23 protein-coding genes are annotated in these 26,776 nt (G+C 71.6%); 4 read left to right on the top strand and 19 right to left on the bottom strand.

The window, feature by feature from the left end:
- Positions 1–97 precede the first annotated feature (97 nt).
- Positions 98–781, top strand: coding sequence for a phosphotransferase family protein (locus ACZ60M_RS06900; protein ID WP_465415491.1), 684 nt, complete (start codon positions 98–100; stop codon positions 779–781).
- Here the strand turns inward: ACZ60M_RS06900 and ACZ60M_RS06895 are convergent.
- Entirely contained in the window at positions 775–1,899 is a 1,125-nt protein-coding gene (locus ACZ60M_RS06895) for a glutathione S-transferase family protein (protein ID WP_465415489.1), read from the bottom strand. The two genes, ACZ60M_RS06900 and ACZ60M_RS06895, sit on opposite strands and share 7 nt — an antisense overlap.
- A 99-nt stretch (positions 1,900–1,998) precedes the next feature.
- Here ACZ60M_RS06895 and ACZ60M_RS06890 point away from each other — a divergent pair, with 99 nt between their 5' ends.
- The gene (locus ACZ60M_RS06890) at positions 1,999–3,207 is read left to right on the top strand and encodes an MFS transporter (RefSeq protein WP_465415487.1); all 1,209 of its coding nucleotides are present in this window, start codon (positions 1,999–2,001) and stop codon (positions 3,205–3,207) included.
- Between the two features lie 24 nt (positions 3,208–3,231).
- Here ACZ60M_RS06890 and ACZ60M_RS06885 read toward each other — a convergent pair whose 3' ends face one another.
- The 15 genes from ACZ60M_RS06885 to ACZ60M_RS06815 form a co-directional block, all read right to left on the bottom strand.
- The gene (locus tag ACZ60M_RS06885) at positions 3,232–5,064 is read right to left on the bottom strand and encodes an alkyl/aryl-sulfatase (RefSeq protein WP_465415486.1); all 1,833 of its coding nucleotides are present in this window, start codon (positions 5,062–5,064) and stop codon (positions 3,232–3,234) included.
- 2 nt (positions 5,065–5,066) lie between these two features.
- Complete coding sequence (locus tag ACZ60M_RS06880; protein WP_465415484.1) at positions 5,067–6,047, bottom strand: ABC transporter substrate-binding protein; 981 nt, start codon at positions 6,045–6,047, stop codon at positions 5,067–5,069.
- A gap of 26 nt (positions 6,048–6,073) precedes the next feature.
- Entirely contained in the window at positions 6,074–8,404 is a 2,331-nt protein-coding gene (locus ACZ60M_RS06875) for an arylsulfatase (protein WP_465415482.1), read from the bottom strand.
- A 16-nt stretch (positions 8,405–8,420) separates the two neighbouring features.
- The gene (locus tag ACZ60M_RS06870; protein ID WP_465415480.1) at positions 8,421–9,155 is read right to left on the bottom strand and encodes an ABC transporter ATP-binding protein; all 735 of its coding nucleotides are present in this window, start codon (positions 9,153–9,155) and stop codon (positions 8,421–8,423) included.
- A complete protein-coding gene (locus ACZ60M_RS06865) occupies positions 9,128–9,901 on the bottom strand; it encodes an ABC transporter permease (protein ID WP_465415478.1) in 774 nt (257 codons plus the stop codon). Before ACZ60M_RS06865 ends, ACZ60M_RS06870 begins: the two co-directional genes overlap by 28 nt.
- A gap of 128 nt (positions 9,902–10,029) precedes the next feature.
- A complete protein-coding gene (locus ACZ60M_RS06860; protein ID WP_465415476.1) occupies positions 10,030–10,920 on the bottom strand; it encodes an ABC transporter permease in 891 nt (296 codons plus the stop codon).
- The gene (locus ACZ60M_RS06855) at positions 10,910–11,701 is read right to left on the bottom strand and encodes an ABC transporter ATP-binding protein (RefSeq protein WP_465415474.1); all 792 of its coding nucleotides are present in this window, start codon (positions 11,699–11,701) and stop codon (positions 10,910–10,912) included. Before ACZ60M_RS06855 ends, ACZ60M_RS06860 begins: the two co-directional genes overlap by 11 nt.
- Positions 11,698–12,777, bottom strand: a complete 1,080-nt coding sequence (locus ACZ60M_RS06850) for an ABC transporter substrate-binding protein (RefSeq protein WP_465415472.1) — start codon at positions 12,775–12,777, stop codon at positions 11,698–11,700. Before ACZ60M_RS06850 ends, ACZ60M_RS06855 begins: the two co-directional genes overlap by 4 nt.
- 219 nt (positions 12,778–12,996) lie before the next feature.
- The gene (locus tag ACZ60M_RS06845) at positions 12,997–14,361 is read right to left on the bottom strand and encodes an LLM class flavin-dependent oxidoreductase (protein ID WP_465415470.1); all 1,365 of its coding nucleotides are present in this window, start codon (positions 14,359–14,361) and stop codon (positions 12,997–12,999) included.
- Positions 14,358–15,107 carry an ABC transporter ATP-binding protein gene (locus ACZ60M_RS06840; RefSeq protein ID WP_465415468.1) on the bottom strand — a complete coding sequence of 250 codons (750 nt, stop codon included), beginning with the start codon at positions 15,105–15,107 and terminating at the stop codon, positions 14,358–14,360. Before ACZ60M_RS06840 ends, ACZ60M_RS06845 begins: the two co-directional genes overlap by 4 nt.
- On the bottom strand, positions 15,083–15,943 hold the full coding sequence (locus tag ACZ60M_RS06835; RefSeq protein WP_465415466.1) for an ABC transporter permease: 861 nt from the start codon (positions 15,941–15,943) through the stop codon (positions 15,083–15,085). Before ACZ60M_RS06835 ends, ACZ60M_RS06840 begins: the two co-directional genes overlap by 25 nt.
- The gene (locus ACZ60M_RS06830) at positions 15,940–16,992 is read right to left on the bottom strand and encodes an ABC transporter substrate-binding protein (protein WP_465415465.1); all 1,053 of its coding nucleotides are present in this window, start codon (positions 16,990–16,992) and stop codon (positions 15,940–15,942) included. Before ACZ60M_RS06830 ends, ACZ60M_RS06835 begins: the two co-directional genes overlap by 4 nt.
- 47 nt (positions 16,993–17,039) lie before the next feature.
- Positions 17,040–17,549 carry a flavin reductase family protein gene (locus ACZ60M_RS06825; RefSeq protein ID WP_465415463.1) on the bottom strand — a complete coding sequence of 170 codons (510 nt, stop codon included), beginning with the start codon at positions 17,547–17,549 and terminating at the stop codon, positions 17,040–17,042.
- Positions 17,546–18,082 (bottom strand): NADPH-dependent FMN reductase, encoded by a 537-nt coding sequence (locus ACZ60M_RS06820; RefSeq protein ID WP_465415461.1) that lies wholly within the window; start codon positions 18,080–18,082, stop codon positions 17,546–17,548. The genes ACZ60M_RS06825 and ACZ60M_RS06820 overlap by 4 nt, the downstream gene beginning before the upstream one ends.
- Positions 18,083–18,340: 258 nt before the next feature.
- Positions 18,341–18,886 (bottom strand): winged helix-turn-helix domain-containing protein, encoded by a 546-nt coding sequence (locus ACZ60M_RS06815; protein ID WP_465415459.1) that lies wholly within the window; start codon positions 18,884–18,886, stop codon positions 18,341–18,343.
- Positions 18,887–19,059: 173 nt separating this feature from the next.
- On the opposite strand from ACZ60M_RS06815, the gene egtA reads away from it, so the two are divergent.
- Entirely contained in the window at positions 19,060–20,307 is a 1,248-nt protein-coding gene (gene egtA / locus ACZ60M_RS06810; protein ID WP_465415457.1) for an ergothioneine biosynthesis glutamate--cysteine ligase EgtA, read from the top strand.
- Between the two features lie 99 nt (positions 20,308–20,406).
- Positions 20,407–22,845, top strand: coding sequence for a polysaccharide lyase 8 family protein (locus tag ACZ60M_RS06805; RefSeq protein ID WP_465415455.1), 2,439 nt, complete (start codon positions 20,407–20,409; stop codon positions 22,843–22,845).
- A 1-nt stretch (position 22,846) separates the two neighbouring features.
- Here ACZ60M_RS06805 and ACZ60M_RS06800 read toward each other — a convergent pair whose 3' ends face one another.
- The 3 genes from ACZ60M_RS06800 to ACZ60M_RS06790 are packed head-to-tail and all read right to left on the bottom strand — an operon-like array spanning position 22,847 to position 26,681.
- On the bottom strand, positions 22,847–23,428 hold the full coding sequence (locus ACZ60M_RS06800) for a hypothetical protein (RefSeq protein WP_465415453.1): 582 nt from the start codon (positions 23,426–23,428) through the stop codon (positions 22,847–22,849).
- 53 nt (positions 23,429–23,481) lie between these two features.
- Positions 23,482–24,156: a response regulator gene (locus tag ACZ60M_RS06795; RefSeq protein ID WP_465415451.1), complete on the bottom strand. Its 675-nt coding sequence runs from the start codon at positions 24,154–24,156 to the stop codon at positions 23,482–23,484.
- A complete protein-coding gene (locus tag ACZ60M_RS06790) occupies positions 24,153–26,681 on the bottom strand; it encodes a sensor histidine kinase (protein WP_465415449.1) in 2,529 nt (842 codons plus the stop codon). The genes ACZ60M_RS06795 and ACZ60M_RS06790 overlap by 4 nt, the downstream gene beginning before the upstream one ends.
- Between the last annotated feature and the right edge of the window lie 95 nt (positions 26,682–26,776).

Here is a 26,776-nt window from a genome sequence, read left to right as displayed (position 1 = left end):
GAACCACCGATCCGGCCGCAGCTCACACGGAACACCGTGATTTCCATCCGCGTTCAACCGCTCGCCCACCGGGGTACCGCCGCCGCATACTCGACGGATGCGTCGACTCCCGCACGGCTACACGAACCGGACCTCCGGCGACCGCTCCACGGTGGTCAAGCACTACGAAGGCCCCGACGCCGCCGCGCGACTCGAACGCGAACGGCTGCTGCTCACCGCGCTCGCCGAGACGATCCCGGTCCCGCCCGTGCTCGGCTCCGGCGAAGGCGCGCTGACCCTCGGCTTCGTCCCGGGCATCCCCGGCCAGGAACTCATGGACACCGGCGATCCCGCCGAGGTGCTGCGAGTCTGCGGCTCGATCCTGCGCGAGATCCACCAGACCCCGGTCGACGCCCTCCGCGGTTCCCTTCCAGGACACGGCGGCACGCTCGTCCACGGCGACTTCGGCCCCAACAACCTGCTGCTCGGCTTCACGTCCAACCGCTCCACCTATGCCGTTACGGCCGTAGTGGACTGGGAGTTCGCGCGCCTCGGCGACCCCGTCGAGGACCTCGCCTGGTGCGAGTGGATCGTGCGGATGCACCACCCGGACCGCGTCAGGGCGCTCGACGCGTTCTTCGCGGCCTACGGCGCGCCCGTCCCGGACTGGCCGGTCCGCAAGGCCGCCATGGTCGACCGGTGCATCGAACTGCGCGCGTTCTGCGAGCGCTGGCAGCACGGCGGCCCCGCCGTCGCTCAATGGGAGCAGCGGATCGCGACCACTTCAGGCTGGAGTCAGTAGAGCGGGTTCGCCCCCGGCGGGCGCTCGTCGGCCGTGACGGGACCGGGCGCGGTGCCGTCGCCGAAGGGCTTGCCGCCCAGGGCCTCCCGGCCGTGGTCGGAGAGCCAGTTCGCGAGGTCCGGACCGGCGGGCACCACCTGGGTGGGGTTGATGTCCTCGTGCACGGCGTAGTAGTGCCGCTTGATCTGGTCGAAGTCCACAGTGTCCCCGAAGCCGGGGGTCTGGAACAGGTCGCGCGCGTACGCCCACAGGACCGGCATCTCGCTGATCTTGTTGCGGTTGCATTTGAAGTGGCCGTGGTAGACCGGGTCGAAGCGCACGAGGGTCGTGAAGAGCCGCACGTCGGCCTCGGTGATGTGGTCGCCCATCAGATAGCGCTGCCCGGCGAGGCGCGCCTCGAGCCAGTCGAGGGCGGTGAACAGGCGCTCGTACGCCCGCTCGTACGCGGCCTGCGACCCGGCGAAGCCCGCGCGGTAGACGCCGTTGTTGACCTCGGTGAAGATCCGCTCGATGACCGGCAGTATCTCGTCGACGAGCCCGGCCGGGAGCAGGTCCGGCGCGCCGTCACGGTGGTACGCGGTCCACTGGGTCGACAGGTCGAGCGTCAGCTGCGGGTAGTTGTTGGTGACCACCTGGCCGGTCGGCACGTCGACGAGCGCGGGCACGGTGATGCCGCGCGGGTACTCGGGGAAGCGCCGGAAGTAGTGCTCTTGCAGCCGTTCGGAACCGAGCACGGCGTCGTGGCCGCCGGGGCCCAGGTCGAAGGTCCAGGAGCGCACGTCGTGCACCGGGCCGGGCGTTGCGAGCGAGAGCACGTCCTCGAGCCCGAGGAGGCGGCGGACGATGATCGACCGGTGCGCCCAGGGGCAGGCCCGCGCGGCCACGAGCCGGTAGCGGCCCGGCTCGACCGGCCAGGCCTGCGCGCCCTCGGTGAGCCCGAGCATGCGCGGGTCGCCGATCTTGGCGTGCGGCTCGGGGGGCGCGGCCCGCACGGCCGCGACGTCGGCGACGACGCGGTCCTCGATGTAGTTGGTGTCCCTCGTGAACTCGCCGCCGGTCACATACGCGCCCTTGGTCGAGTGCTCGGTTCCGCCGGTGCGGTTCGGTTCGTGTGCCACGGGCCAAGCGTACGCAAGCCCGCGTCGCCGGAGGTATTTTTCCAATGGATGGAAAAAGTACTGGACTTTGCCCGACGCGGCGGCGAATACTTGACCGCGATGCCAGCCTCTAAACGCCGCCGCATGTTCGCTCTCGGGGCACTCGCCCTGGGCGCGTTCGGGATCGGCCTCACTGAATTCGTCGTGGTCGGCCTCCTCGGCCCGCTCGGCGACGACCTCGACGTCTCGATCTCCACGGCCGGGCTCCTCGTCACCGGCTACGCGGCCTCGGTCGCGATCGGCGCGCCGATCATGACCGCCGCCGGGACCCGCCTGCCGCGCAAGACCATGCTCGTCATCCTGATGGGCCTCTTCATCGCCGGGAACGTGCTCGCCGCGAAGGCCCCCGACTACGGCGTGCTCATGACCGGCCGGGTCGTCTCGGCCCTGTGCCACGGCGCGTTCATGGGCATCGGCCCGGTCATGGCCGCCAGTCTCGTCGCCCCCGGGCGGCGCTCGCGTGCGATCGCGCTCATGATGACCGGCCTGACCCTCTCGAACGTCGTCGGCGTGCCCTTCGGCACCGCCCTCGGCCAGCAGCTCGGCTGGCGCGCGGCCTTCTGGGGCATCGCGGTCATCGGCGCGGTCTCGCTGGCCGCGATCATCGCGTTCGTGCCGTCCCGGCCCGGCGACACCGGCGGGTCGCTGCGCACTGAGCTCGCGGTCTTCCGCAGGCCGGAGGTCTGGCAGGTCCTCCTGATCACCATGCTCGGCTGGGGCGCGGCCTACGCGGCCATCACCTTCCTCGAACCGATCCTCACCCGCGTCTCCGGGTTCGACAGCGGGGCCGTGCCCTGGCTGCTGATCCTCTTCGGCGTCGGCCTCACCGGCGGCAACCTCCTCGGCGGCCGCCTCGCCGACCGCGCGCTCATGCCGACCCTCTACGGCACGATCACCGCCGCGACCCTCGCGCTGGTCGTCTTCGCCTTCGCGGCCCCGTATGCGATCCCGGCCGCGGTCATGGTGTTCGTGCTCGGCGCGGCCGGGTTCGCGATGGTCCCGGTCTTCCAGACCCGTGTCATGGACGTCGCGAAGGAGGCGCCCTCGCTCGCGTCCTCGGTGAACGCCGCCGCGTTCAACGTCGGCATCGCCCTCGCCGCCTGGTTCGGCGGCCTCGCCATCGACGGCGGCCTCGGCCTCCTCGCTCCAGTGTGGATCGGTGTGGCCCTCGGCATCGCCGCCCTCGCCGTCGCCCTCGCCTCCAACGCGAAACGCGCCGCCGACACCCGCGAGCAGGTCGCCGTCGGCGGCCGGGCGCCCGCGAGCTGATCGGGCGCCCGGCCGCCGACTGTCTCAGGGGGTGACGATGGGGAAGTCGGGGGCGAAGCGGTCGAGGAGGCTGAACAGCCGTGTGACGGCGGTCGGGTCGCCATCGGTCTTGAGTTCGGGGATGGCGGCGGCCGGGTCGACGAGCAGGCCCACGAGTTCGGCCGGGGTCACGGTGACGGTGGCTTCGGCCTCCGGAACGAAGCGGCCCGCGGCGGTGTGGAGCGAGCCGTTCGACAGTTCGGTCGCGTAGGAACGCTCGGGGAGCACCCAGTTCACCGTGAACGCCGCGTCAGCGGCCTTGGGGCCGTTGAGGCGCACCGCGAGGAAGTCGAAGACCTGCTCGGGTGTCAAACCGCCCAGCAGGTCCGGGTTGGCGTGGCGGCGGGGGATCGGCGGGACGCCGCCGCGCAGTTCGGCCGCGCCGGTCAGGTAGATGTTCCGCCAGGGCGCCGACTCGGCCTGGTAGCCGAGCTGTTCGAGGGCGGCGGCCTGGAGTTCGCGGGCCTCGGTGTTGCCAGGCTCGGCGAACACCACCTGGTTCACGATCTGCGCGACCCACCGGTACTCGCCGCGTTCGAAGTCCTTGCGGGCCTTGGCGAGGACCGCCGCCGCGCCGCCCGCGTACTCGACGGTGCGCTTGGCGGTCTCCACGGGCGGAAGCGGGTGGAGGTTCGCGGGGTTGCCGTCGAACCAGCCCAGGTAGCGCTGGTATACGGCTTTGACGTTGTGGTTCACCGTGCCGTAGTAGCCGCGCACGAACGGGCGCGCGGCGAGCGCGGGCGGGAACCGCAGCTCCTCGGCGATCTCCACGGGGCCGAGGCCGTGGTTGGCGAGCCGGAGGGTCTGGTCGTGGAGGTACCGGTACGCGTCCCGTTGCAGCGTCAGGAACTCGACGAGTTCCCGGTTGCCCCAGCGCGGCCACAGGTGCGACGCGAACAGCACCTCGGCGTCGCCGCCGAAGAGCAGCACTGTCTCGTGGAGGTGCCTGCTCCAGGCGAGGGCGTCGCGGATCTCGGCGCCGCGCGGCGTGTAGAGGTTGTGGAGGGACGCGACCGCGTTCTCGGGCACCCACAGCGCCTTGAAGTCCGGCAGGTAGGCGTTGAGCTCGGCGGGGGCCTCGGTGTCGGGGGTGACCTGGAAGACCAGGCGCACCCCGTCGAGCACGAGTTCGGTCCCGGTCTCGCCGATCTCCACTGTGGGCGCGACGAGCCCGGAGGTCCCGCCCGCGCCGCTGCTCTTGCCGATCCCCTGGTCCACTTGGCCTTCGGCCGTGGCGGGCAGGAACGCGCCGAACATGTACACGGCGCGGCGGAACATGGCGTTGCCCGCCGCGATGTTCTCGGCGACGGCCGCTTCGAGGAACCCTTCGGGGGCGACCACGGGCACGGACCGGTCCCCGGGCAGGACGCCTTTCACGCCGCCGAAGTGGTCGATGTGGCTGTGGCTGATGACGACCGCCTGCACTTCGCGTTCGCCCAGCTGCTCGTTCGCGAGCGCCAGCGCCGCTTTCGCGGCCTCGGCGTTGGTGAGGGTGTCGAGGACGATCCAGCCGGTGTCCCCGGCGACGAGCGTCAGGTTGGCGAGGTCGAGGCCGCGGACCTGCCAGATCCGGCCGGGCACGACCTCGAACAGCCCGGCCCGGTTGTTGAGCCCGGCGTGCCGCCACAGTCCGGGGTGGACGGTGTCGGGCACTTCGCCGTCGAGGAACCGGAAGCGGTCGTTGCTGCGCACGCCGGGGACGCCGTGGGCGGGGGCGATGAGGCCCCGGTCGGCAAGGGCGGCTTCGGTTTCATCGTGGAGCCCGAAAGCGGCGGCGGCGTTGGCCGCCTCGGTCTCGGGGGTCGCTGGGTTGCCCATGTCTACGCCCCGATCGCGCCGGTGAAGGCGTCGTCGAACTGTGCGGCGGCGTCGAGTTCGCCGACGATGCCGAGCGCGGTGTACACGTCGGCCTGGTCCTGCTGCGCGGCGATGACCTCGTCGGTGACGGGTCCGAGCGTCGAGGGCGCGCGGGTCTCGGTGGCCTCGATGAGGCCCGCGTCGAGGCCGGTGAGCCCGGCGTAGATCGCGGACCATTCGCTGACGTTGTCGTTGCGCCACTGCTGGGCCCGCGCGAAGCGGTCCACATAGTCGGCGAGCGCGTCCGTGTAGGTGCCGTCGTCGATGACCGCGGTGCGTGCGGACAGGAGGCTGTTGCCGGGGATGAACCCGGCCCCGGTGGCGATCACGGTGGCGCCGTTCGCTTCGGCCTGCGTCCAGTAGATGCCGAGGGTAGCGACGGCGTCGGTCTCGCCGTTGGCGAGCGCCGTGTTGGCGTCCACGACGGGCAGGTTGACCGGTTCGATGTCGGCGAGGGTCAGCCCGACCGATTCGAGGGCCTTCACCACGTGGTACTGCGTGATGGTGCCCTCCTGGAAGGACACCTTGCGGCCCTTGAGGTCGGCGAGGGTGGCGATGCCGGTGCCGGGCCCGGCGAGGATCGCGTTGCCGGACGCGTCCGGGTCGTCGGGGCTGGAGACGGCGATCGCCTTGAGGCCCACGCCGTTCGAGGCGGCGAAGATCAGCGGGGTGTCGGCGGTGAAGCCCACGTCGACGGCGTCGGCCCCGGCGGCCTCGATGTACTCGGGCCCGGCGTTCACGAACTGCTTCCATTCGATCGCGTAAGGCAGGTCCCGGTCGAGCCCGGCGGCCTTGAACAGCTCCTGGGTGACCGGGGCGGCGCCGAGCTCGCCGACCCGCAGCGTCACGCCGCCAGCGGCGGCGGAGTCGGAGCAGGCGGTCAGGCCGGCGGGTGCGGCGAGCAGGGCCGCGCCGAGGAGGGTTCTGCGGGTAACGGTGGTCATGTCGGGCCTTTCAGATGGGGATCGTCTTAGTCGGTGATGCGTTCGGCTTCGCGGTGGATCGCCCGGATCTCCTCGGGGCCGAACGCGAGCGGGCCGGGGGTGTAGGTGACGGCGGCGAGTTCGCCGTTGAACGGGAAGGTGCCGCGCCGTTCGCGCAGGTCCCACAGGACCGGGCCGCGCGCGTCGCGCCCGACGGAGATGCCGGTCCAGGGGGCGAGGCCGACGAGCTGGAACCGGCCGGGCAGGTTCGCGACCTCGACCGGTTCCCCGGTGCCGTCGCCGAGCGCCACGGTGAAGTCCCACTGCAGCCTCGGGGTGGCCTCGGCGTGCAGCCTGATCCGGCGGGTCCCGGCGGGCAGGTCGCCGCCGTCGATCACGGTGGGCCGCCCGAACTGGTTGTAGCCGAAGCGGATACGCCCCTCTTCGACGTACAGCACGTACCCGCCCTGCGGGTCGCCGTGTGCGAACAGGACGCCGTCGCCGCCGTCCCCGGTCAGCTCCACGTCGACAGTGAACGAGCGGTACTGGACGAGCCGCGCCGACCGGAACCGCTCGAGGACCGGCGAGCCCGGCAGCAGCCGCACCGGCCGCTCGAACCGTTCGTCCGAGGGCCTGCGCCCGCCGGGCCCGGACCGGAACCCGGTCTGGAGCGGGAACACGGTGTTCCGCCAGGCCGCGTCCTCCCACAGGCCCGCCAGTTCCCTTGCGATGCCGGGGAACTCGCCGGAGACGTCGTGCAGCTCGGTCGGGTCGCTGCGGGTGTCGTACAGCTCCCACTCGGACTCGTCGAAGGCCGTGCCCGGCGCGTGCAGGGTGACGAGCTTCCAGCCGTCCTTGTAGTAGCCGCGGTGCCCGCCGAACTCGGCGTACTGCTCGGTGTGCGGGCTCGCCAGCTCCTTCTTGCGCAGCACCTCGGCGAGGCTCGTACCGTCGCGGTCCTGCGCCTCGCGCCCGTGCCTGTTCCCGGGCGCTTCCAAACCGGCGAGTTCGAGGAGCGTCGGGAACACGTCGGTGACGTACCCGTACTGGTCCCGGATGCCGTCGTCGCCCTCGGCGCGCCGCAGCCCGGCGGGCCACGAGACGATGAACGGCACCCGCACCCCGCCCGCGAAGGTCTGCCCCTTGTAGAACCGGAACGGCGTGTTCGAGGTCTGCGCCCAGCCCCTCGGGTAGTGCACGCCGAGCTTCGCCGTGCCGATCAGCTCCGGGTCGTGCGGCACGTCCCGCTCCCAGCCCGAAGGCACCGGGTGGTGCACGAACCGCGAGAAGTACGAACGCGTGCCCTCCGGGCCGCCCTCGGCCGTGCCGCCGTTGTCCGAAGTGAACACCACGATCGTGTTGTCCAATTCGCCCAAGGCCTCCACGGTGTCGAGGATGCGGCCCAGCGACTGGTCGACGCTGTCGACCATCGCCGCGTAGACCTCCTGGTACCGCGCGTACCGCTCCTGCTCCTCATCGGAGAGATCCGCCCAGGCCGGGACGTCGAAGCCCGGCTCGGCGTTGCGCGGGGCCTGCTCGGTGCCCTCGGGGAACAGGCCCTCGGCGAGCTGCTTCGCGAACCGCCGCTCCCGCAGCGCGTCCCAGCCCTCCGCGTACCGCCCGCGGTACTTCGCGATGTCCTCCGGCTTCGCCTGCAGCGGCCCGTGCATCGCCACATGCGCGAAGTACAGGAAGAACGGCTTCTCGGGGTCGTGCGAGCGCAGCTCCTTGATCCGCGCCACCGCCTGGTCGGTGAGGTCGTCCGTCAGGTAGTACCCCTCCGGGTAGTCCTCCACCTCCGACGGTCCGTTGTCGACGGTGAGCTGATTCGGGTGGTAGAACGAGTTCAGCCCCTCCAGCGACCCGTAGTACCGGTCGAAGCCCCGCTGCAGCGGCCACGAGTCCTTCGTGCGCCCCGGCGCCAGGTTCCCGTCCCGCGCCAGATGCCACTTCCCGATCGCGTAGGTCGCGTACCCGTTGGCGCGCAGCGCCTCAGGCAGGCTCACTACATCGTCGGCCAGCTCCAGCCGCAGCCCCGGGAAGCCCGGGTCGCCGTTCGCGACCGACCCGTACCCGGCCCGGTGCGGGTTCAGGCCGGTCAGCAGCGCCGCGCGGGCGGGGGAGCACACCGGCGTCGTGTGGTAGTTCTGCAGCCGCACCCCGCTCGCGGCCAGCCGGTCCAGGTTCGGTGTGTCGATCTCGGACCCGAACGGCCCGATATCGCTGTAGCCCATGTCATCGAGGAGCACCACGATGATGTTCGGCGCCCCCGCCGGGGCGGTCGGCTCCGCGGGCCACCACGGCTCCGACTCGGCGCTCGTGCGCCCGACCGTGCCTTCGAAGCCCTCGTAACCGCGGGCGTGCTCGGGAATCGTCATCTTCAGCCTGCCTTCGTCAACGTTCGGATTCGGACACGCCCAGCTCACCGAGGAGCCGGTCGCGCAGGTCGGCGAACTCGCGGGAACGGCGCGGGCTCACCTCGGGAAGCTCGACGCGCACGTCGAGCGAGATCCGGCCCTCGGTCAGCACGAGCACGCGGTCGGCGAGCGCGATCGCCTCCTCGACGTCGTGCGTCACCAGCAGCACCGAAGGCCGGTGCACGGCCCACAGCCGCCGCAGCAGCGCGTGCATCTTCAAGCGCGTCAAGGCATCCAAAGCACCGAACGGCTCGTCGAGGAGCAGCAGCTCCGGCTCGCGCACCAGCGCCCGCGCGAGCGCGGCCCGCTGGCCCTCGCCGCCCGAGAGCGTGTGCGGCCACGCCTTCGCCTTGTCGGCCAGGCCGACCTCGTCCAAGGTGGTCAGGCCCTTGACCCGGGCCGCCTGGCCACGCTGGCCGAGCAGGACGTTGTCGAGCACCCGCTTCCACGGCAGGAGCCGGGCGTCCTGGAACGCCACCGCCCGGCGCCGCGGCACGGCCGCGGTCCCGTCGTACTCGGTGTCGAGCCCGGCGAGCACGCGCAGCAGCGTCGACTTGCCCGACCCGGAGCGGCCCAGCAGCGCCACGAACTCGCCGGGCGCGATGTCGAGGTCCACGCCTTTGAGGACGTGCTGCGTACCGAATGACTTGTCGAGGCCCGCGACGGCGACCGCCGCCGGGATCGCTATCGGGCGTTGAAGGCCCGTCGCCATGGCAGGACCCTCCCTTCGGTGAAGCGGACGAGCCGGTCGGAGACGAGGCCGAGCAGGCCGTAGACGACGAGGCCGACGACGATGACGTCGGTCTGCGCGAAGCTGCGGGCCTGGGTCATGAGGTAGCCGATGCCGCTGGTGGCGTTGATCTGCTCGGAGACGACCAGGACCAGCCACGAGATCGCGGTCGCGAACCGCAGGCCCGTGAAGAACCCGGGGAGCGCCCCCGGAAGGATCACCTTGCGCACCAGCGCGAACCTGCCGAGCTCCACGGTTCGCGCGAGTTCGGCGAAGCGCGGGTCCAGGCCCCGGATCGCGGCGTGCGTGTTCACGTACACCGGGAACGCGGTCGCGAAGACCACGAGGAAGACCTTCACCTCCTCGCCGATGCCGAACCACACGATCGCCAATGGCACCAGGGCGAGTGCGGGGATGGCCCGCAGGATCTGCATGGGCCCGTCGATGAGGTCTTCGCCGAGGCGGAAGAGCCCGGCGACGACCGCCAGGACCGCGCCGAGCGTCACCCCGAGGGCGAGGCCCGTGGCGGCCCGGCCGAGCGACACGAGCAGGTGCTCCTGGAGCCGCCCGGTCTCGATCAGCTCGGCCCCGGCGCTGACCACCGTGGCCGGCGCCGCGAGCGTCTGCTCGGGGATGAGCCCGGTGGCCGAGCCGATCTGCCACAGCGCCAGCAGGGCGACCGGTCCGATGAGGATGCGCAGCCGGTCGAGCCGGAGCCTCGCGGACACCGCTCGTATATCTACTTGTCCTATCTTTTTAATAGGAATAGTGGTCATGCTGTGCCCCAGGTGAATCGGGATGGTCCCCCCGCGGGACGAAGGTGCGGAACGCCCGCGGGGGAAAACTATGTCGTGTTCTAGCGGTCCTGGTTCAAGCCCCAGGACGAGCGGATGCGGTTGTCGGCGGCGCGGAACGCGGCATCGACCACGATGCCGATGACGAGCACGGTGATGATCCAGGCGATGACCCGCGCCGCGTCGTTGAACTCTCGCGCCCCCTGCATCAGGGCGCCGATGGAACCCTGACCGGCGATGATCACCAACAGCTCGCCCGCCATGAGCGAGCGCCAGGCGAATGCCCAGCCCTGCTTCAGGCCCGACACGAACGAAGGCAGGGTCGCCGGGAGGATCACGTGCCGGTACAGGGCCAGGCCCTTCATGCCCAGCACCGCACCGACGCGCTTGTACGCCGGCGGCACGTAGTCGATGCCCGAGATGATCCCGTTGGCGATCGCGGGCACCGCCCCGAGCACCACCACGAACATGATGGCCGACTCCGAGATCTTGAACAGCAGGATCGCCAAGGGGAACCAGATGATCGAAGGCATCGTCTGGAGCCCGGTGATGGCCGAGCCGATCGCCGCCCGCAGCGGCCTGAACCGCGCCACCGCGATGCCCAGCACCGAACCGACCAGCACCGACAGCGCGAACCCGGTCAGCGCCCGCTGCATCGTGATCAGGATCGCCTGCCAATAGTCCGGAGTGGACGCGTACGTCGACAGGTCCTCCCACACCGTCAACGGCGCGGGCAGCACCCACACGGGCTTCCACTCGATCAGCACCAGGAACTGCCACACGCCGATCACCAGGACCAGCGCCAGCACCTTCGGCCAGGTATTCGCCCACAGCCGGGAACCGAAACGGCCCCAGCGGGTCTCGGTCACCGGAGTGCGCTCCAGCTCGTCGAGCCCCGACACCCACTTGCGGGAGGTGTCCTTCTCCTTGGAAGACACGGTCTCAACCGGCATGGCGCGACACCTCCTCCCGCAGCGCGTCGGTGATCTCGGCCGCCAGGTTCGCGACCGGCGCCGAGTCGATGCGCCTGGGCCGCTCCAGCTCCACGTCGTACACGTTGAGCACCCGGCCCGGCCGCGAACTCAGCAGCACCACCCGGTCGCCCAGACGCACCGCCTCGCGCACGTTGTGGGTCACGAACAGCACCGTGAGCTCCCGCTCGCGCCAGATACGCTCCAGCTCGTCGTGCAGGATGTCGCGGGTCATCGCGTCGAGCGCCCCGAAGGGCTCGTCCATGAGCAGCACCGAGGCGTCCTGCGCCAACGCCCGGGCGAGCGCCACGCGCTGGCGCATGCCGCCCGAGAGCTCGTGCGGCCGCTTGTGTGCGAAGCCGTTCAGCCGCACCGTGTCCAGCAGCTCTGCGGCGCGCTGGCGTCGTTCAGCCCGACCGACGCCCTTCACGCGCAGAGCGAGTTCGACGTTGCCCGAGACCGTGAGCCACGGGAACAGCGCCGACTCCTGGAACATCATCGCCACCGGCCGGTCCACATTGTCGATGGAACCGCCGGTGAGGTCGTCGAGTCCGGCCACGAGCGAGAGCAGGGTGCTCTTGCCGCACCCGGAGGCGCCGAGCAGGCAGGTGAAGCTGCCGGGCCCGACACTGAGCGAGACGCCGTCCAGCGCCGTGACGGCGCCCGGGCCCCGGCCGTAGCGCTTGACCACGTCGGTCAGCACTACGGCCCCTGGGGCCCGGGCGGTGTCCACGGCCGCCGCGGCATGGCGGACCGGGATCATCCCAGGTCACCCGCCGAGACTTCGGCGTCGCCGCGGTCGGCGAGCACCTGGTTGAGGGCGTCGAGCGCGTAGATGCCCTTGAGGTCGACCTCTTCGAGGAGCCCGATCTCGACCGCGTGGTCCTTGCTGCCCTGGAGCGAGGCGGCGATCGGGTCGGCGGTGAAGGTCAGGTTCTCCCAGGCGGCGGCGATCACCGCGTCGTCCAGGCGCTTGTCGGTGAGCGCCTCAATGCGGTCGTTGGAGGCCGTCTGGGCCTCCTCGGGGTTCGCGGCGATGTAGTCCAGGGCCGCCAGGTGGCCTTCCAGGAACGCCTTCACCAGGGCGGGCTGCTCGTCGAGGAACGTCTTGGAGACGATGATGTGGGTGGTGACGAACTCGCCGCCCTCCCACAGGTCGCGCTCGTTGACGAACTCGACCGCACCGTGCTTGAGGATCAGGTCCGAGTAGCGCGGCTCCACGGCCCAGGCCGCCTGCACCGTGCCGTCGTCGAAGGCCGCGGCGACTTCGGAGTTGTCGATGGGGGTGACGGCGACGTCGCCGCCGCCGTTCTCGTCGGTCGTGAAGCCCTGCTCCTTGAGCCAGTAGCGGGCCGCCACATCCTGGGTGTTGCCGAGCTGCGGGGTGGCGAGCGCCTTGCCGCGCAGGTCGTCCGCGGTGGTGATCGACTCGTCGACGACCAGGCCCGCGCCGCCGGAGGTGGAGCCGCCGATGATGTGGAGCGCCTGGCCGCCGGACTGGGCCCAGCCGTTGATGGCCGGGTTGGGGCCGATGTAGGAGATGTCGATGGCGTCGGCGAACAGCGCTTCGATCGCCGAGGGCCCGGCGTTGAAGACGGTCTCCTCGATCGTGACCGCGCTGGGCAGCGTGTCCTTGAAGACGCCGGCCTGGAGGCCGACGAGGGCGGGGGCGTGGGTGACGTTCCCGAAGTAGCCCAGGCGGATCGTGCCGCTGGCGGTCGCGCTGTCGGCTTCGGCGGCGGAGGGGGCGTCGCCGTCCTCCCCGCAGGCGGCCAGCACCGGGACCGCGGTGAGGGCCGCACCTGCTGCTGCGATGACGCTTCGTCGTCTGATGCTCATGGGGATGCTTTCTCGTTCAGAGGGAGGTATTCCTACTAGTTCGATCAACTCGATCAAACTAGTGGGAATTCTAGGATTGCGAAGCGGCTGCGGGCAACCCCCGTCCCAGTAAATGGTCGGGCTCGGGGCGTTCTTGCTCGCACAACACCCGAATGCCAGGGTTCGTTCCATTTGGCGGGACGCAAAAGGGGGCGCACCGGACACGGCGCGCCCCCTTGCTTAACGGGTGTGAGCGAGGACGCCCTTGGCCGCCGATTCGAGTGCTTCGCGCCGCCGCGGGTTCTCCGGGCGGGGCAGGCCGTAGTGGTCGCGCAAGGTCGTGCCGGTGTACTCGGTGCGGAACCGGCCGCGCTCCTGCAGGATCGGGACCACCTTGTCCACGAAGGACTCCAGGCCCGAGGGCATGACGGCGGGCATGATGTTGAACCCGTCCGCCGCGCCGTTGTCGGCCCACTCGGTGATCGCGTCCGCGACCTGCTCGGCGGTGCCGGTGAAGGTGCGGTGCCCGCGCCCGCCGCCGAGGCGGCCGATCAACTGCCGCACCGTGAGCCGTTCGCGCCGGGCCAGTTCCACGACGAGCGTGTACCGGCTCTTCATGCCCTCGATCTCGGACTCGTCGCGCAGGTTCCCCGGCAGCTCCTCGTCGAGGTCCAGCTCCTCGGGTGCGACGCCGAGGAGCCCGGCGAGGTTGTCGCGGGCGTATTCGGCGACGATGAGCCGGTCGAGCTCGGCCTCCAGCTCCCGCGCCTCGGCCTCGGTGTCGCCGAGGACCGGCACGATCCCCGGCAGCACGAGCACATGCTCAGGATCGCGCCCGGAAGCGGCGGCCCTGCGCTTCAGGTCGGCGTAGAACGACTGCGCCTCTTCGAGGGTCTGCTGCGCGGTGAACACCGCTTCGGCGTGCGTAGCCGCGAAGGCCCGGCCGCTCTCGGAGGACCCGGCCTGGACGAGCAGCGGGTGCCCCTGCGGCGAGCGCGGCACGTTGAGCGCGCCCGCCACCTGGAAGTGCTCGCCCGCGTGCCCGGCCGGGTAGACCAGGCGCTGGTCGCCCCAGAGCCCGGTCTCCTTGTCGCCCAGGACGGCCGAGTCGTCCCAGGAGTCCCAGAGCCGCTTCGCGACCCGCAGGAACTCCTCGGCCCGCTCGTACCGGGCGGCGTGGGTCGGCAGCGAGTCGAGGTTGAAGTTCCGGGCCGCGTCCAAAGTGGCCGTGGTGACGATGTTCCACCCGGCCCGCCCGCCCGAGAGATGGTCGATGGAGGCGAACCGCCGGGCCAGGTTGTACGGCTCGTTGTACGTCGTCGACGCGGTCGCGATGAGCCCGATGTGCTCGGTCACCGCCGCGAGGGCTGCGAGTACCACGGTCGGTTCCAGCGATCCCGAAGGGCGCCTGCCGATGTCGCCCCACAGCGACGGCGAGTCGGCGAAGAACACCGAGTCGAGCTTCCCGTGTTCGGCGATCTGCGCGAGGTGCGCGTAGTGCCCGATCTTGGTGGAGGCGAACGGGTCCGATTCGGGGAGCCGCCAGGAGGCCTCGTGGTGGCCGGTGTTCATCAGGAACGCGTTGAGGTGCAGCTGCCGGCTCATGCGGCCTCCTTGTGGTCGGCGCCCAGGCCGAGCGCGGCGAGCAGTTGGGTGCGGATCTCCGCGAAGCGCGGGTCGGACGGGTCGCGGTGCCCGTCGAGGTCGATGCGCCGCTCGGTCCGCACGTGCCCGGCGTCCAGGACCAGCACCCGGTCGGCGAGGACGATCGCCTCGTCCACGTCGTGGGTGACGAGCAGGACGGCGGGCTTGTGCCGCTCGTAGAGCGCGCGCAGCAGACCGTGCATCTTGATGCGGGTCAAGGCGTCGAGGGCCCCGAAGGGCTCGTCGGCCAGGAGCAGTTCCGGCTCGCGGACCAGCGAGCGGGCCAGCGCCACGCGCTGCTGCTCGCCGCCGGAGAGCTCCCGGGGCCAGGCCCGTTCGCGCCCGGCCAGGCCCACTTCCGCGAGCGCTTCCCTGCCCCGGGCCTGCGCGCCCGGCCCGGTGAGGCCGATGACGACGTTGCGCAGGACCCGCTGCCACGGCAGCAGCCGCGAGTCCTGGAACACCACCGAGACCTGTTCGGGCACTTCGATGTCGCCGCTGCCGCCCGCGTCCTGGTCAAGGCCCGCGAGGGCCCGCAGGAGCGTCGACTTGCCCGAGCCGCTGCGGCCCAGGAGTGCGACGAACTCGCCCGGTTCGATGTCGAGGTCGAGCCCGGCCAGGACCGGCCGGTCGTCGGTGAAGGAGCGGTGGAGGTCGCGGATGCGGACAGCCGAAGCCTTGGTCAGTCCTCCAGTGTGCGTCGCCATGTCAGGACCCTCCTCTGTGCAATGCGGACGATGGCGTCGGAGCCGAGGCCGAGGAGGCCGTAGAGGACGAGGCCGACGATGATGACGTCGGTCTGCCCGTACGTCCCGGCCAGCAGCATCATGTAGCCGATGCCGCTGGTGGCGTTGACCTGTTCGACCACGACGAGCGAGAGCCACGAGGCGGTGACGGCGAAGCGGAGCCCCAGGAAGAACCCGGGGAGCGCGCCGGGCAGGACGACGCGGCCGATGAACGCGGCGGGCCCGAGGCGCAGGGTCTCGGCGAGTTCGGCGTAGCGCCCGTCGATCGAGCGCAGGCCGTTGTGGGTGTGCAGGTAGATCGGGATGAGGACGCCGAGCGCGATCGTGATGATCTTCATCCGCTCGTCGATGCCGAACCACAAGAGCAGCAGCGGCAGCAGCGCGAGGTTCGGGATGGACCGCTTGAGCTGCACCGGTCCGTCCACGATGGCCTCGCCCCAGCGGCTGAGCCCGGAGACGACGGCGAGCACGAGCCCGGCGGCGACACCGAATGCCAGACCCAGCGCGAATCGCCGGGCCGAGACGAGCAGGTCGGGGCCGAGCCGCCCGGACTCCCACAGGTCCCACGCGGTGGTCGCCACGGTCCACGGGGCGGTCAGCACGCGCGGGTCGATCCAGCCCGCCGCTGAGCCCCAGAACCAGACGCCCAGGAGCAGGAGCGGGCCGATGAGGTACCCGAACGGGAGGGCCTTGCCGGGGCCGAGGCGGCGCCTGCCTCTCGGCCGCGAGGCCCGCCCGCCAGCCGCGTCGTCGTGGTCAGGCAGCGCAGCCCGGGGCTTCACATCGACGGCGGTCACGGCGCACCCGCCTCTCCGTACTCCTCGATCCCTTCGGCGACAAGCGACTCGAAGCGCCGGTCGTACAGGTCCTCGGCGTCCAGTACCTCGTTCCCGGTGCCTTCGGCGACGATCTCGATGGTCTCCTGGTGGCGGTCGATGCCCTCGGCCCAGTCGGCGGGGAAGTCCGGCTCGCCCTGCCGCTCGAACAGGTACTCGCCATCCTCGTAGGACAGTCCTTCGTGCTCGACGAACCAGGCGTTGATCCACGCCTCCTTGTTCGCCCGCGTCCACAGCCGCGCCGCGCCCCACAACCGCACGTACGCGGCGATGGCGGCGGCCTTGTCGGCATCCTCCAGCACCTCCGTGGGCGTGTACAGCAGCCACGGGTCGTCCCGGATGCCGTGCGGGATCGTCGTCCCGCCGTCGGGCCCGTACTTGTTCAGGTACGACTTGACCTGCGAATCGCCGATCGGCGCCACGTCGACCTCGCCACCGGCCAGCGCGTTCGAGTACGTGTCTCCTGTGCTCGGCAGCTCCACCAGCTCCACGTCGTCCTGGGCGAGCCCGGCGGCGTCGAGCACCCGCAGGATCAGCGCCCCCTGCGCCTGCCCGGGGGAGTAGGCGATCCGCTTGCCCGCCAAGTCCTCCAGGCTCTTGACATCGACTCCCGGCGCCACGCCGAGGTCGTAGATCGGATGCTCCAGCGGGTCGACCCGGTACGAGGCGGCCACGATCTTCGTAGGCAGGCCCGTCCAGTTCGTGTGGATCGGCGGGATGTCCGCGACCGAGCCGATGTCGAGGGACTTGGCGCGGAACGCCTCGGCGGTCTTGGGGCCGCCGGAGATGTTCGCCCACTCCACAGTGAACGGCAGCTCCTTCGCCAGTCCTGAGAGCTCGTAGGCGATCTGGTTCTGCGGGTCGCCGACGACGAGCACGGTCCCTTCGGGGACTTCGGCGGGGATCGCGGCGTCGGCGGCGAGCACCGGGCCGCTCGGCTCCTCGGAGCACGCGGCGAGCGCCAGCGCCGCGACGGCGGGCGCACCGGCCACGAGGGTTCTGCGGGTCACGTTGGATGGCATGGGGATTGGCCTTTCAGGAAGTCTTCAGTGGGGGATTACTCGAGGGGAGCGGCGGCGCAGTAGCCGCCCGCGTGGTAGACCAGCGGGTCGTGGTCGCCGCCGGTCTCGGCGTCGACCACCAGGGCCAGGACCACGTGGTGGTCCCCGGCTTCGATGCGGTCGGTGACGACTGCGCGCAGGAACGACGGCGCGTTGTCGAGCACCGGCTCGCCGGTCTCCAGCCGCGACCACAGGGTCGGCCCGCCGAAGCGGTCGATGCCGCTGGTGGCGAACCGGGTCGCGATCTCGTGCTGCCCCGAGGACAGGAAGTTCACGGTGAGGCTCTCGGCGTCCCGGACCGCGGGCCAGGCCGACGACCCGGTGGCGATCGCGAACGACACGAGCGGCGGGTCGATCGACACCGAGGTCAGCGAGGTGGCGGTGAACCCGGCCGGGCCGTGCCCGGCGTCGGCGCACACCACGGTCACCCCGGCGGGGTGGGCCCGGAACAGGGACCGGAACTCGGCGGCGGCGACGCCCGCCGGGGCCGCGAGGGGCGCGCTCATACCGCCGCACCTACCTTGCGCCCCAACGAGGCTTCGAGTGCCGGGGCGTACGCCTCGACCCAGGCCCCGATGTGCTCGGGCAGTTCCGGCAGCTCGCTCTCGAGCAGCTGGAGCGACGGCACCGGCAGCCGCGCGCCGAGTTCGGCGAGTACGGGCCGCAGGTGGAGGTCGGCGAGCAGCCGGTGCTCGGCCGAGGCGGCGATGGTGACCGGCACGGCCACGACGCCGTCGAGCGCGTGCGGCGGCAGCTGGTCGAGGAACAGCTTGAGCAGGCCCGTGTAGCTGGCCTTGTAGACGGGCGTGCCCACGATGAGCACGTGCCCCGAGCGGACCTGGGCGGCGGCGTGCTCGAACCCGTCGTGCGGGGGCTCGATGCCGTCCAGGTACAGCTCGGCGAGGTCGATCGAGGTGGTGCGGGGCTCGGCCCGCAGGTCGGAGCCGATCGCCGCGGCGAGGGCTTCGGCGGTGGCCAGGGTGCGGGAGAGGCGCTTCGGGTTGCCGACCACAGTGGTCAGCGCAATGTCGACGGTCACGTCGGAGTCCTAACGATGGGAGGCATGGCACTAGAGCGCGTGCCGAGGAGCGGGCCCGGTGGGCCCGTTGGGATCGCAGACGGGGGAATAGAGCGCAGCCGAGGTGCTGCCCGCAGAATGGCTGCGCTCTAGCGCATTCGGGGCTGACACAGGGCGCTGGCGGCGCGCATCTGGTCGATCTCGCGCCGCCGCGTGAGGACGCTGGCGGACTTCATATCGAGAACGATAGCAGTAATCCTATCGAAATACTAGGAATGTTCAGATACTGAGAACCCGGTCCGCGGCCGGGGACGCCGAGCCGGTGCGGTACTCCACGTCGCGGCTGCGCGCGAACCGGTACCCGACGCCGCGCACGGTGCCCACGAGCTCGTCGAACTCCCCGAGCTTGGCGCGCAGGCGCCGCACGTGGACGTCCACGGTGCGGCCGGGGATGCCGGTGTCCGGTGTCTCCCATACGTACTGGAGCAGTTCGGCCCGGGTGTGGACCATCCCGGGGTAGCGCGCGAGGAACGCCAGGAGCTCGAACTCCAAGCGGGTCAACGCGACCGCTTCGCCGCGCAGGAGCACTTCGCGGCCGGGCACGTCGATGACGAGTGCGGGCTGCGGCTTGGCCTGCGCCTCGACGGGCGCGGGGATTTCTTCGCCGGCGATAGCGACCCGGCTCTGGCCGAGCCCGGCGAGCGCGGCGGTGAGGCGCCGGACGAGCCGCGGGTCGTCGGCGGGGATCTCGATGGTGACGGTCACGGTGGGAGCGCCCGCGCGGCGGTGGGTCTGCGGGCGGGTGCGGGTCTGGACGGGAGTCATGGCGGCGCCTTCGGTTTCGATGGTGCGAGACGGATTCGGAGCGGGCGGCACCGGAGCGAGCATATCCTACTGATCTGATGGGAATCAAGACCACTTGCGCGAAGTGTCCCGGACCTCTAAAATCTAGATATCCTATCGAATCAATAGGATTACGAACCGCTCGGAGGTCACCCATGTCCGACGCCTCGCTCTTCGTCTCGGCCCCGCCCCTCACCGTGGACGCGGCCTTCGACCACATTGCGGCCCAGGGCTTCCGCCCCGGCCCGCCGTCCCGGATCGGGGCCGAGGTCGAGTCCCTCGTGACCAGCGCGGCCGACCGGCACCGCCGCCACGACCCCGAATCCCTCAAGGCCGTCCTCGCCGTCCGCGACGCCCTGCCGCGCCGCAGCCGCCTCAGCTTCGAGCCCGGCGGCGCCCTCGAACTCAGCTCCCGCCCCGCCGCAACCGTGGGGGAGTGCTTCGCCGACCTCGAAGCCGACCGGCTCCGCGTCACCGCCGCCCTGAACGCCGAAGGCTACGAACTCCTCGGGCTCGGCCTCGACCCGGTCCGCCTGCCCCGCAGGGTCCTGCGCACCCCGCGCTACCAGGCCATGGAGGAGCTGTTCGACCAGGACGGCCGCGCCGGGCGCTGGATGATGTCGAACACCGCCTCCGTCCAGGTCTGTATCGACATCGGCGACGACCGCCCCGGCCACCAGGGCATCGCCGACCGCTGGGACCTCGCGCACCGGCTCGCGCCCGCCCTCATCGCCGCGTTCGCGAACTCGCCGCTGCGCCGCGGCGAGCCGAGCATGTGGCGCTCCACCCGCCAGCACGTGTGGGCCGCGATCGACCGCACCCGCTCCCGCGCCGTCGTTCAAAGTCCTGGCGCCCAAGGCGACCCGCGCGAATCCTGGGCCCGGTACGCCCTCGACGCCCGCGTCATGGCCGTGCGCGGCCCCGGCCGCTGGACCGTCCCGCGCGGACTCACCTTCCGCGACTGGATCAACGGCGACTACCACCAGGCGCCCACCCTCGACGACCTCGACTTCCACCTCTCGACCCTGTTCCCGCCCGTGCGCCCGCGCGGCGCCTACCTCGAACTGCGCATGATCGACGCCCAACCCGGCCCCGACTGGATCGCACCCGTCGCCCTCGTCGCCGCACTCTTCGCCGATCCCCTTGCGGCCGAGCGCGCCCGAGCCGCCCTCGAACCCCTCTGGCACCACGCCTCGCCCGCCGAGCTCTACCTCCGCGCCGCCACCGCCGCCCTCCACGACGACGGCCTCTCCCGCGCCGCCAACGCCTGCTTCGCCGCCGCCCGTGCAGCACAACCCGACCCGGCCGCCGCCGCGATCCTCGACCGCTTCACCGACACCTACGTCGCCCGAGGCCGCACCCGCGCCGACGACCTCGTCTCCACCACCGCGCCGCAGACCTGAACGAGGGGTACGCCCGTACCAGACACCTTCCACTGTGGGACATGCGCGCGAGGCGGCTAGTATGGGCGCGACTTTGCCGCCGCCCTGAGTTGGACCCCCATGCCGCCACTGAACCGACGACTCCTGCTCGGCGGCGCCCTCGGTCTCACCGGCGTCAGCGCCGCAGTCGCCGCATGGACCGTCCTCGACGAGCCCGAACGCGGCGTCATCGGCCAGGTCCCCGGCGAACCCGACACCGGCCCGCTCAACTTCCCGACGCTCCGTGAACGCGCGAGAGCGCTGCTCACGGGCGGTGCCATCGACACCGCCGACGGCGACTACGACCGCGCCCTGCGCGCGCTCAGCAGAGGCGCCGGGCGCGACCGCGACTCCATGCACCGCAACGAAGACCGCACCGGGCTCTGGCCCGACCTCGGCCCCGCGAGCGACCCCCTGAGCTTCAGCCTCTCCTACGCCCGCCTGCGCCGGATCGCCCTCGCCTGGGCCACCCCCGGCACCGACCAGTACGACGACGGCGAGGTCGCCAGCGACGTCGTCGACGCGCTCGTCCTGCTCTACCAGTCGGGCTACAACGAGCACGCCGAGCAGACCGGCAACTGGTACTGGTGGGAGATCGGCTCGCCCACGTACCTCATCCACATCTGCACCCTCATGCGCGAGCGAATCCCGAGCGCGCACCTCGCCCACTACCTCGACGTCGTGGACCGCTTCTGCCCCAACGCCGACGTGCGCCTCGCCTCGCCCACCGAACGCGAGACCGGCGCGAACCGCGCCGACAAGGCCGCGATCCTCGCCCTCCGCGGCCTCGTCGGCGAGGAGCCCGCCAAACTCGCCCAGGCCCGGGACGGCCTCTCCGACCTCGAAGGCGGCGGCGCGAACAGCCTCTTCCGGATCGTCGACGCAGGCGACGGCTTCCACCGCGACGGCTCGTTCATCCAGCACGGCCACGTCCCCAGCACCGGCAGCTACGGCCTCGACCTGCTCACCTCCGTCACCCTCGCGCTGGCGCTGCTCAAGGACTCGGTCTGGGAGGTCACCGACCCGGACCTGGTGCGCCTCTACGACGCGGTCGAGCGGTCGTTCGCCCCGTTCGTCGAGGACGGGCTGTTCATGGACTGCTTGCGCGGCAGAGGGATCGCGCGCCCCACCCGGCGCGACTCGGACGTCGGCCCGGCCCTGGCCGCCGCTGTGGCCGACCTCGCCGAGATCGCCCCCGCCGAGTACGGCGACCGGTGGCGCGCGCTCGCCCGCGGCTGGATCGAGCGCTCCGCCGCGACCGTCCCCTACTTCGAGCACGCCGACCTGCGCGGCATCCGCCTCGGCAAGGACCTCCTCACCGACGCCGCGCCCGCCGCCGCTCCCCGCCCGGAGGCGACCCGCGTCTACCCGGGCATGGACCGGCTCCTGGTGCGCCGCGCCAACTGGTCCTGGGCGCTGTCGATGTCCTCGAACCGCATCTCCGCGTACGAGATGGTCGGCGGGGAGAACCTCCGCGGCTGGTACGTCGGCGACGGCATGTCGTACCTCTACACCGTCGACGACCCGCACCAGTTCGGCGACGAGTTCTGGCCGACCGCCAACCCCTACCGGCTGCCCGGCGTCACCGTCGACTCCCGCGAGCGCGAGGTCATCGGCCACGGCGACGACCTGGTCGCCCACCTGCCCCCGAACGACGTCGCGGGCGGCGCGGCCCTCGACGACCGGTACGCCGCGGCGGCGATGGACCTCGTCGCGGACGGCTCCTCGCTGCGCGCCAAGAAGGCCTGGTTCGTCGTCGACGACGTGGTCTGCGCGCTCGGCGCGGGTATCACCGCCGCCGACGACCGCGCCGTATGGACCACAGTGGAGCACCGCAACCGCCATACGGACGGCGACCGGCGCATGACGGTCGACGGCGTCCTCCCCGAGGAGGACAACGACTTCAAGACCCCCGTCGACGGCGCGCGCTGGCTCTGCCTTCCCGGCGTCGCCGGGTACGTCTTCCCGGGTGGCAGCACCGGACTGCACGTCGGGCGCGAGACCCGCCGCGGCGCCTGGAACGACATCGAGCAGGGCGGGACCACCGGCGGCGGCGACACAGAGAAGCACACCCGGCGGTACGCCACGCTCTGGTACGACCACGGCGTCTCGCCTGTGGACGCCTCGTACGCCTACATGCTGCTGCCGACCGCGACCGCTGCCGAGACCGCCGTCTGGGCCGCGAACCCCACGCTCGAGATCCTCGCCAACACGACCGCGGTCCAAGCAGTCGCCGCCGAGCACCTGATCGCCGCCCACTTCTGGCAGCCGTCGGAGATCGGCGGCCTCGTCTGCGACGGCCCCGCCTCGGTGATCGTCACCCGAAGCGGCGACGGCATCGCCGTGGCCGTCGCCGACCCCGGCCGCACCGCCGCCGAAATCGTCATCGACCTGCCTTACCCCGCAAGCGAAACCGTCGAAGCAGACGACACCGTCACCGTCGAAACCGGCGACCGCCCCCGCCTCACCGTCCGCACTGAAGGCTCCCTAGGCGCGACCCACACCGCCCGCCTGCGCTGAGTCAGCGCCGCTTGAAGAAATCCCTGGCCTCAGGCCGCCACAGCAGCCACACGGCCGCAACGACACCGACGACCAGCAGTGACTGCGCCACCGTGTCCACTGCCTCCGGCCACGCCGGGAACGTGGCGTGGAACTGTTCGGCCACCAGCGTGTCGGCCTGGCTCAGACCCGATTCGCCGAGGACCCGGCCGAGGTTCAGCAGGCCGGGGACCGCGAGCAGCGCGACCGCCGCGATCCCGGCCGACAGCGTGAACCCCCGAGCCGAAGGATGGGACCGCCCCGTGAGCACCGAAGCGATCAGGAACAGCGCCGCGAACACCAGAAAGCCCATCAGCGCGGCCCAGTACGGCATTTCCCAAGACGAGGGGACGAGCTGCTCGCAAGGGAACGAGCGGTCGCTCCAACCGCCGGGAGGCTCCTGGTCCATGACGTCGTAGCAGGCCTGTCTCAAGTCCTCCTGGAACCGGTCGTACATCGCGAACTTCACGACTGCCGCCCCAGCGAGCACCCCGGTCAGGCCCCACAGGACCGCGCGAGCGCCCCGGAGCGCGCCCGGCCTCGCCGCTGTACCGTTGCCGCCCATGGCACCTCCCCGGAGATAGATGGACCCCATGGTAGGAACCGCGCGCCAAGGCGTTAAGGACGGAAGCGGTAGCCCATGCCCGGTTCGGTGAGGAGGTGGACCGGGCGGGCCGGGTCGGCTTCGAGTTTGCGGCGCAGCTGGGCCATGTACTGGCGCAGGTAGTTCGTCTCGCGGTCGTAGTTGGGGCCCCACACCCGGTGCAGGAGTTCGCGCTGGCCGACGAGCTTGCCGGGGTTGCGCAGGAGCACTTCGAGGAGCTGCCACTCGGTCTTGGTGAGGCGGACCTTCTCGCCGTCGCGCACGACCTCCCGGGACGCGAGATCGACCGTGGCCGAACCGATCTCGGTCACCGGGGACTCGCTGGCCGCGTTGCCGCGGCGGGTCGCGGCACGGACGCGGGCGAGGAGTTCGCCGATGTCGAAGGGCTTGGTCACGTAGTCGTCGGCGCCCGCGTCGAGCGCGGCGATCTTCTCGGCGCTCGCGGCGCGGCCCGAGAGCACCAGGATCGGCGCGCTCGACCACCCCCGCAGGCCCGCAATGACCTCCGTGCCGTCCATGTCGGGCAGTCCCAGGTCGAGCACGACGAGGTCGGGGACGACCGCGGCGGCCGCGCGCAGCGCCTGCGCCCCGTCCGGGGCGGTCGTCACCTCGTACCCGTGCGCGCTCAGGTTGATCCGCAGCGCCCGCGCGATCTGCGGTTCGTCGTCCACGACCAGGATCTTGATCACTCCGTGCCCTTCTCGTTCGCTTGCGGCAGCGCCAGCACCATCGTCAGGCCGCCGCCGGGGGTCGCCTCGGCGACGAGCGAGCCGCCCATCGCCTCCGCGAGGCCGCGCGAGAGCGCGAGCCCGAGGCCGACGCCGCTCGTGTTGTCGCGGTCGCCGAGCCGCTGGAACGGCGTGAACATCAGCTCGCGGCTCTCGTCGGGCACGCCCGGGCCGCGGTCGACCACGCGCAGCTCCACCAGGCCGCCGTGCTGGCCCGCGATCACCAGCGGCGGCACGCCGTTCGGGCTGAACCGCAGCGCGTTCGCGACCACATTCACCAGGATGCGCTGCAGCAGACCGGGGTCGGCCTCGACCTCCGGCAGGTCCGGGGCCACGTCCAACCGGACGGCCACCGCCGCGTCGCCGATCTCGTCGAGCGCCCACGGCACCGCGTCGTCCAACGCGACCGGCACCGGGTTCGCGCCGAGCACCCCGGCCTGGAGCCGCGACATGTCGAGCAGGTTGTCCACCAGGCTCGTGAGCCGCGCGAGCGAGGTCTCCGCGGCCTCCAGCAGCTCGTCGCGCTCCTCCGGCGTGAACAGGTCCCCAGTGGACCGCAGGCTCGACACCGCGACCCGCGCCGACGCCAGCGGCGTGCGCAGATCGTGCGAGACCGCCGCGAGCAGCGCCGTCCGCAGCTTGTCCGTGTCGGTGAGCCGCTGCACCGCTTCCGCCTGCCGCTCAAGGCGCTGCCGCTCCAGCGCGGCGGCCGCGTGCATCGCGAACGCCTGCGCGATCCGCCGGTCGCCCGCCTCGAGCGTGTGCCCCCGCAACGCCAGAGCGAGGTCGTCGTTGATCGGCAGGTCGTTCTCGGCAGTACCGGGGCTCGCGCACCCCTCGCCCGCGCACGCGACCACCCGCCACAGCCGCGGGTCCTGCCGCTCAGCCGGGCCCGCACCGGGCTCGGTGCGCTCCAGCAGCGTCGCCGACTCGAGCGAGAACGTCTCCCGAAGCCGCTCAAGCAGGTCCTCGACCCGGTTCCCGCCGCGCAGCACGGTCCCCGCGAGCGTCGCCAGCGTCTGCGCCTCGGCACTTGCGCGCGCCGCGAGCCGGGCCCGCGCGGCCGACAGGTTCACCACGCTCGCCCCGCCGAGCGCGAGCGCGATGAAGATCCCCAGCGAGATCAACTGCTCCTGGTCGTGGACCTTGAACGTGTTGTACGGCTTGGTGAAGAAGTAGTTGAGCAGGAGACTGCCCGACAGCGCGCCCAGCAGCGCCGGCCACATGCCGCCGGTGAGCGTCAACCCCATGACCGCCGTGAGGACGATGAGCATCATCGTCGTCAGCGACAGCTCCTCGTGCAGCGGCAGCAGCGCGAAGCACAGGGCCGGAATCCCGACCAGCGCCAGCGCGATCCCCAGCCGCCTGCGGCCGCCGCCGATGACGCCCCGGCCCGCCCGCGCGCGCTTCACCGTCGCGACCTGCTCGTGGCTGACCAGGTGGACGTCGATCGTCCCGGAGTTCGCCGTAGTCGTCACGCCCACGCCCCGCGAGAGCATCTGCGCGAACCGGCCCCGCCGCGAGGCCCCGAGCACCAGCTGCGTCGCGTTCACACCGCGCGCGAACTCCAGCAGCGCGTTCGGGATCGCGTGCCCCACCACCTGGTGGTACGAGCCGCCGAGGTCTTCCACGAGGTTCCGCTGCCGGGCGAGGTTCCGCGCCGACCGGGCGCTCGTCAACCCGTCGCCCGACGCCACGTACACGGCCTTGAGGTCGGCCCCGCCCGACCGCGCCGCGATCCGTGCCGCCCGCCGGATCAGCGTGTCGCCCTCGTCGCCGCCCGAGAGCGCGACGACCACGCGCTCCTTCGACTCCCACGTGGCCGTGATGTGCTGGTCCTCGCGGTACTGCTCCAGCTGGTCCTCGACCTTGTCGGCCAGCCACAGCAGCGCGATCTCCCGCAGCGCCGTCAGGTTCCCCACCCGGAAGTAGTTCGCGAGCGCGGGCCCCACCTTCTCCGGCGGGTACACGTTCCCGTGGACCATGCGCCGCCGCAGCGCCTCCGGCGTGATGTCGGCGAGCTCCACCTGGTCCGCGCGGCGCACCACGGCGTCCGGGACGGTCTCCTCCTGGTGCACCCCGGTGATCTGAGCCACCACGTCGTTGAGCGACGCGAGGTCCTGCACGTTCACCGTCGAGATCACGTCGATCCCCGCGTCGAGCAGCTCGTCGATGTCCTGCCAGCGCTCGAGGTTCCGCGAGCCCGGGGCGTTCGCGTGCGCGAGCTCGTCCACGATCGCCACCGCCGGGTCCCGCGCGAGGACCGCGTCCACGTCCAGCTCGGCGACCCCGCCGAGGGTCCGGCGCGGCACGGCCTCCAGGCCGTCGAGGAGCGCGGCGGTCTGGCGCCGCCCGTGGGTCTCGACGAAGCCGACGACCACGTCGGTGCCCCGCTCGCGGCGCCTGCGGGCCTCTTCGAGCGCGGCGAAGGTCTTGCCGACCCCCGGGGCCGCGCCGAGGTAGATCCGCAGTTGTCCACGTGACACCGACCCATCATTCCCCGCGTCGGCGAAGACGGCCATCAAGAAAGCGTCAAAGGTGGTCAAGTTCGCTGCGGCGCCGCCGAATGCCGACCCGGAAG

The organism is Glycomyces sp. NPDC050141 (assembly GCF_055586545.1).
This window is presented reverse-complemented; position numbering and strand designations above follow the sequence as displayed.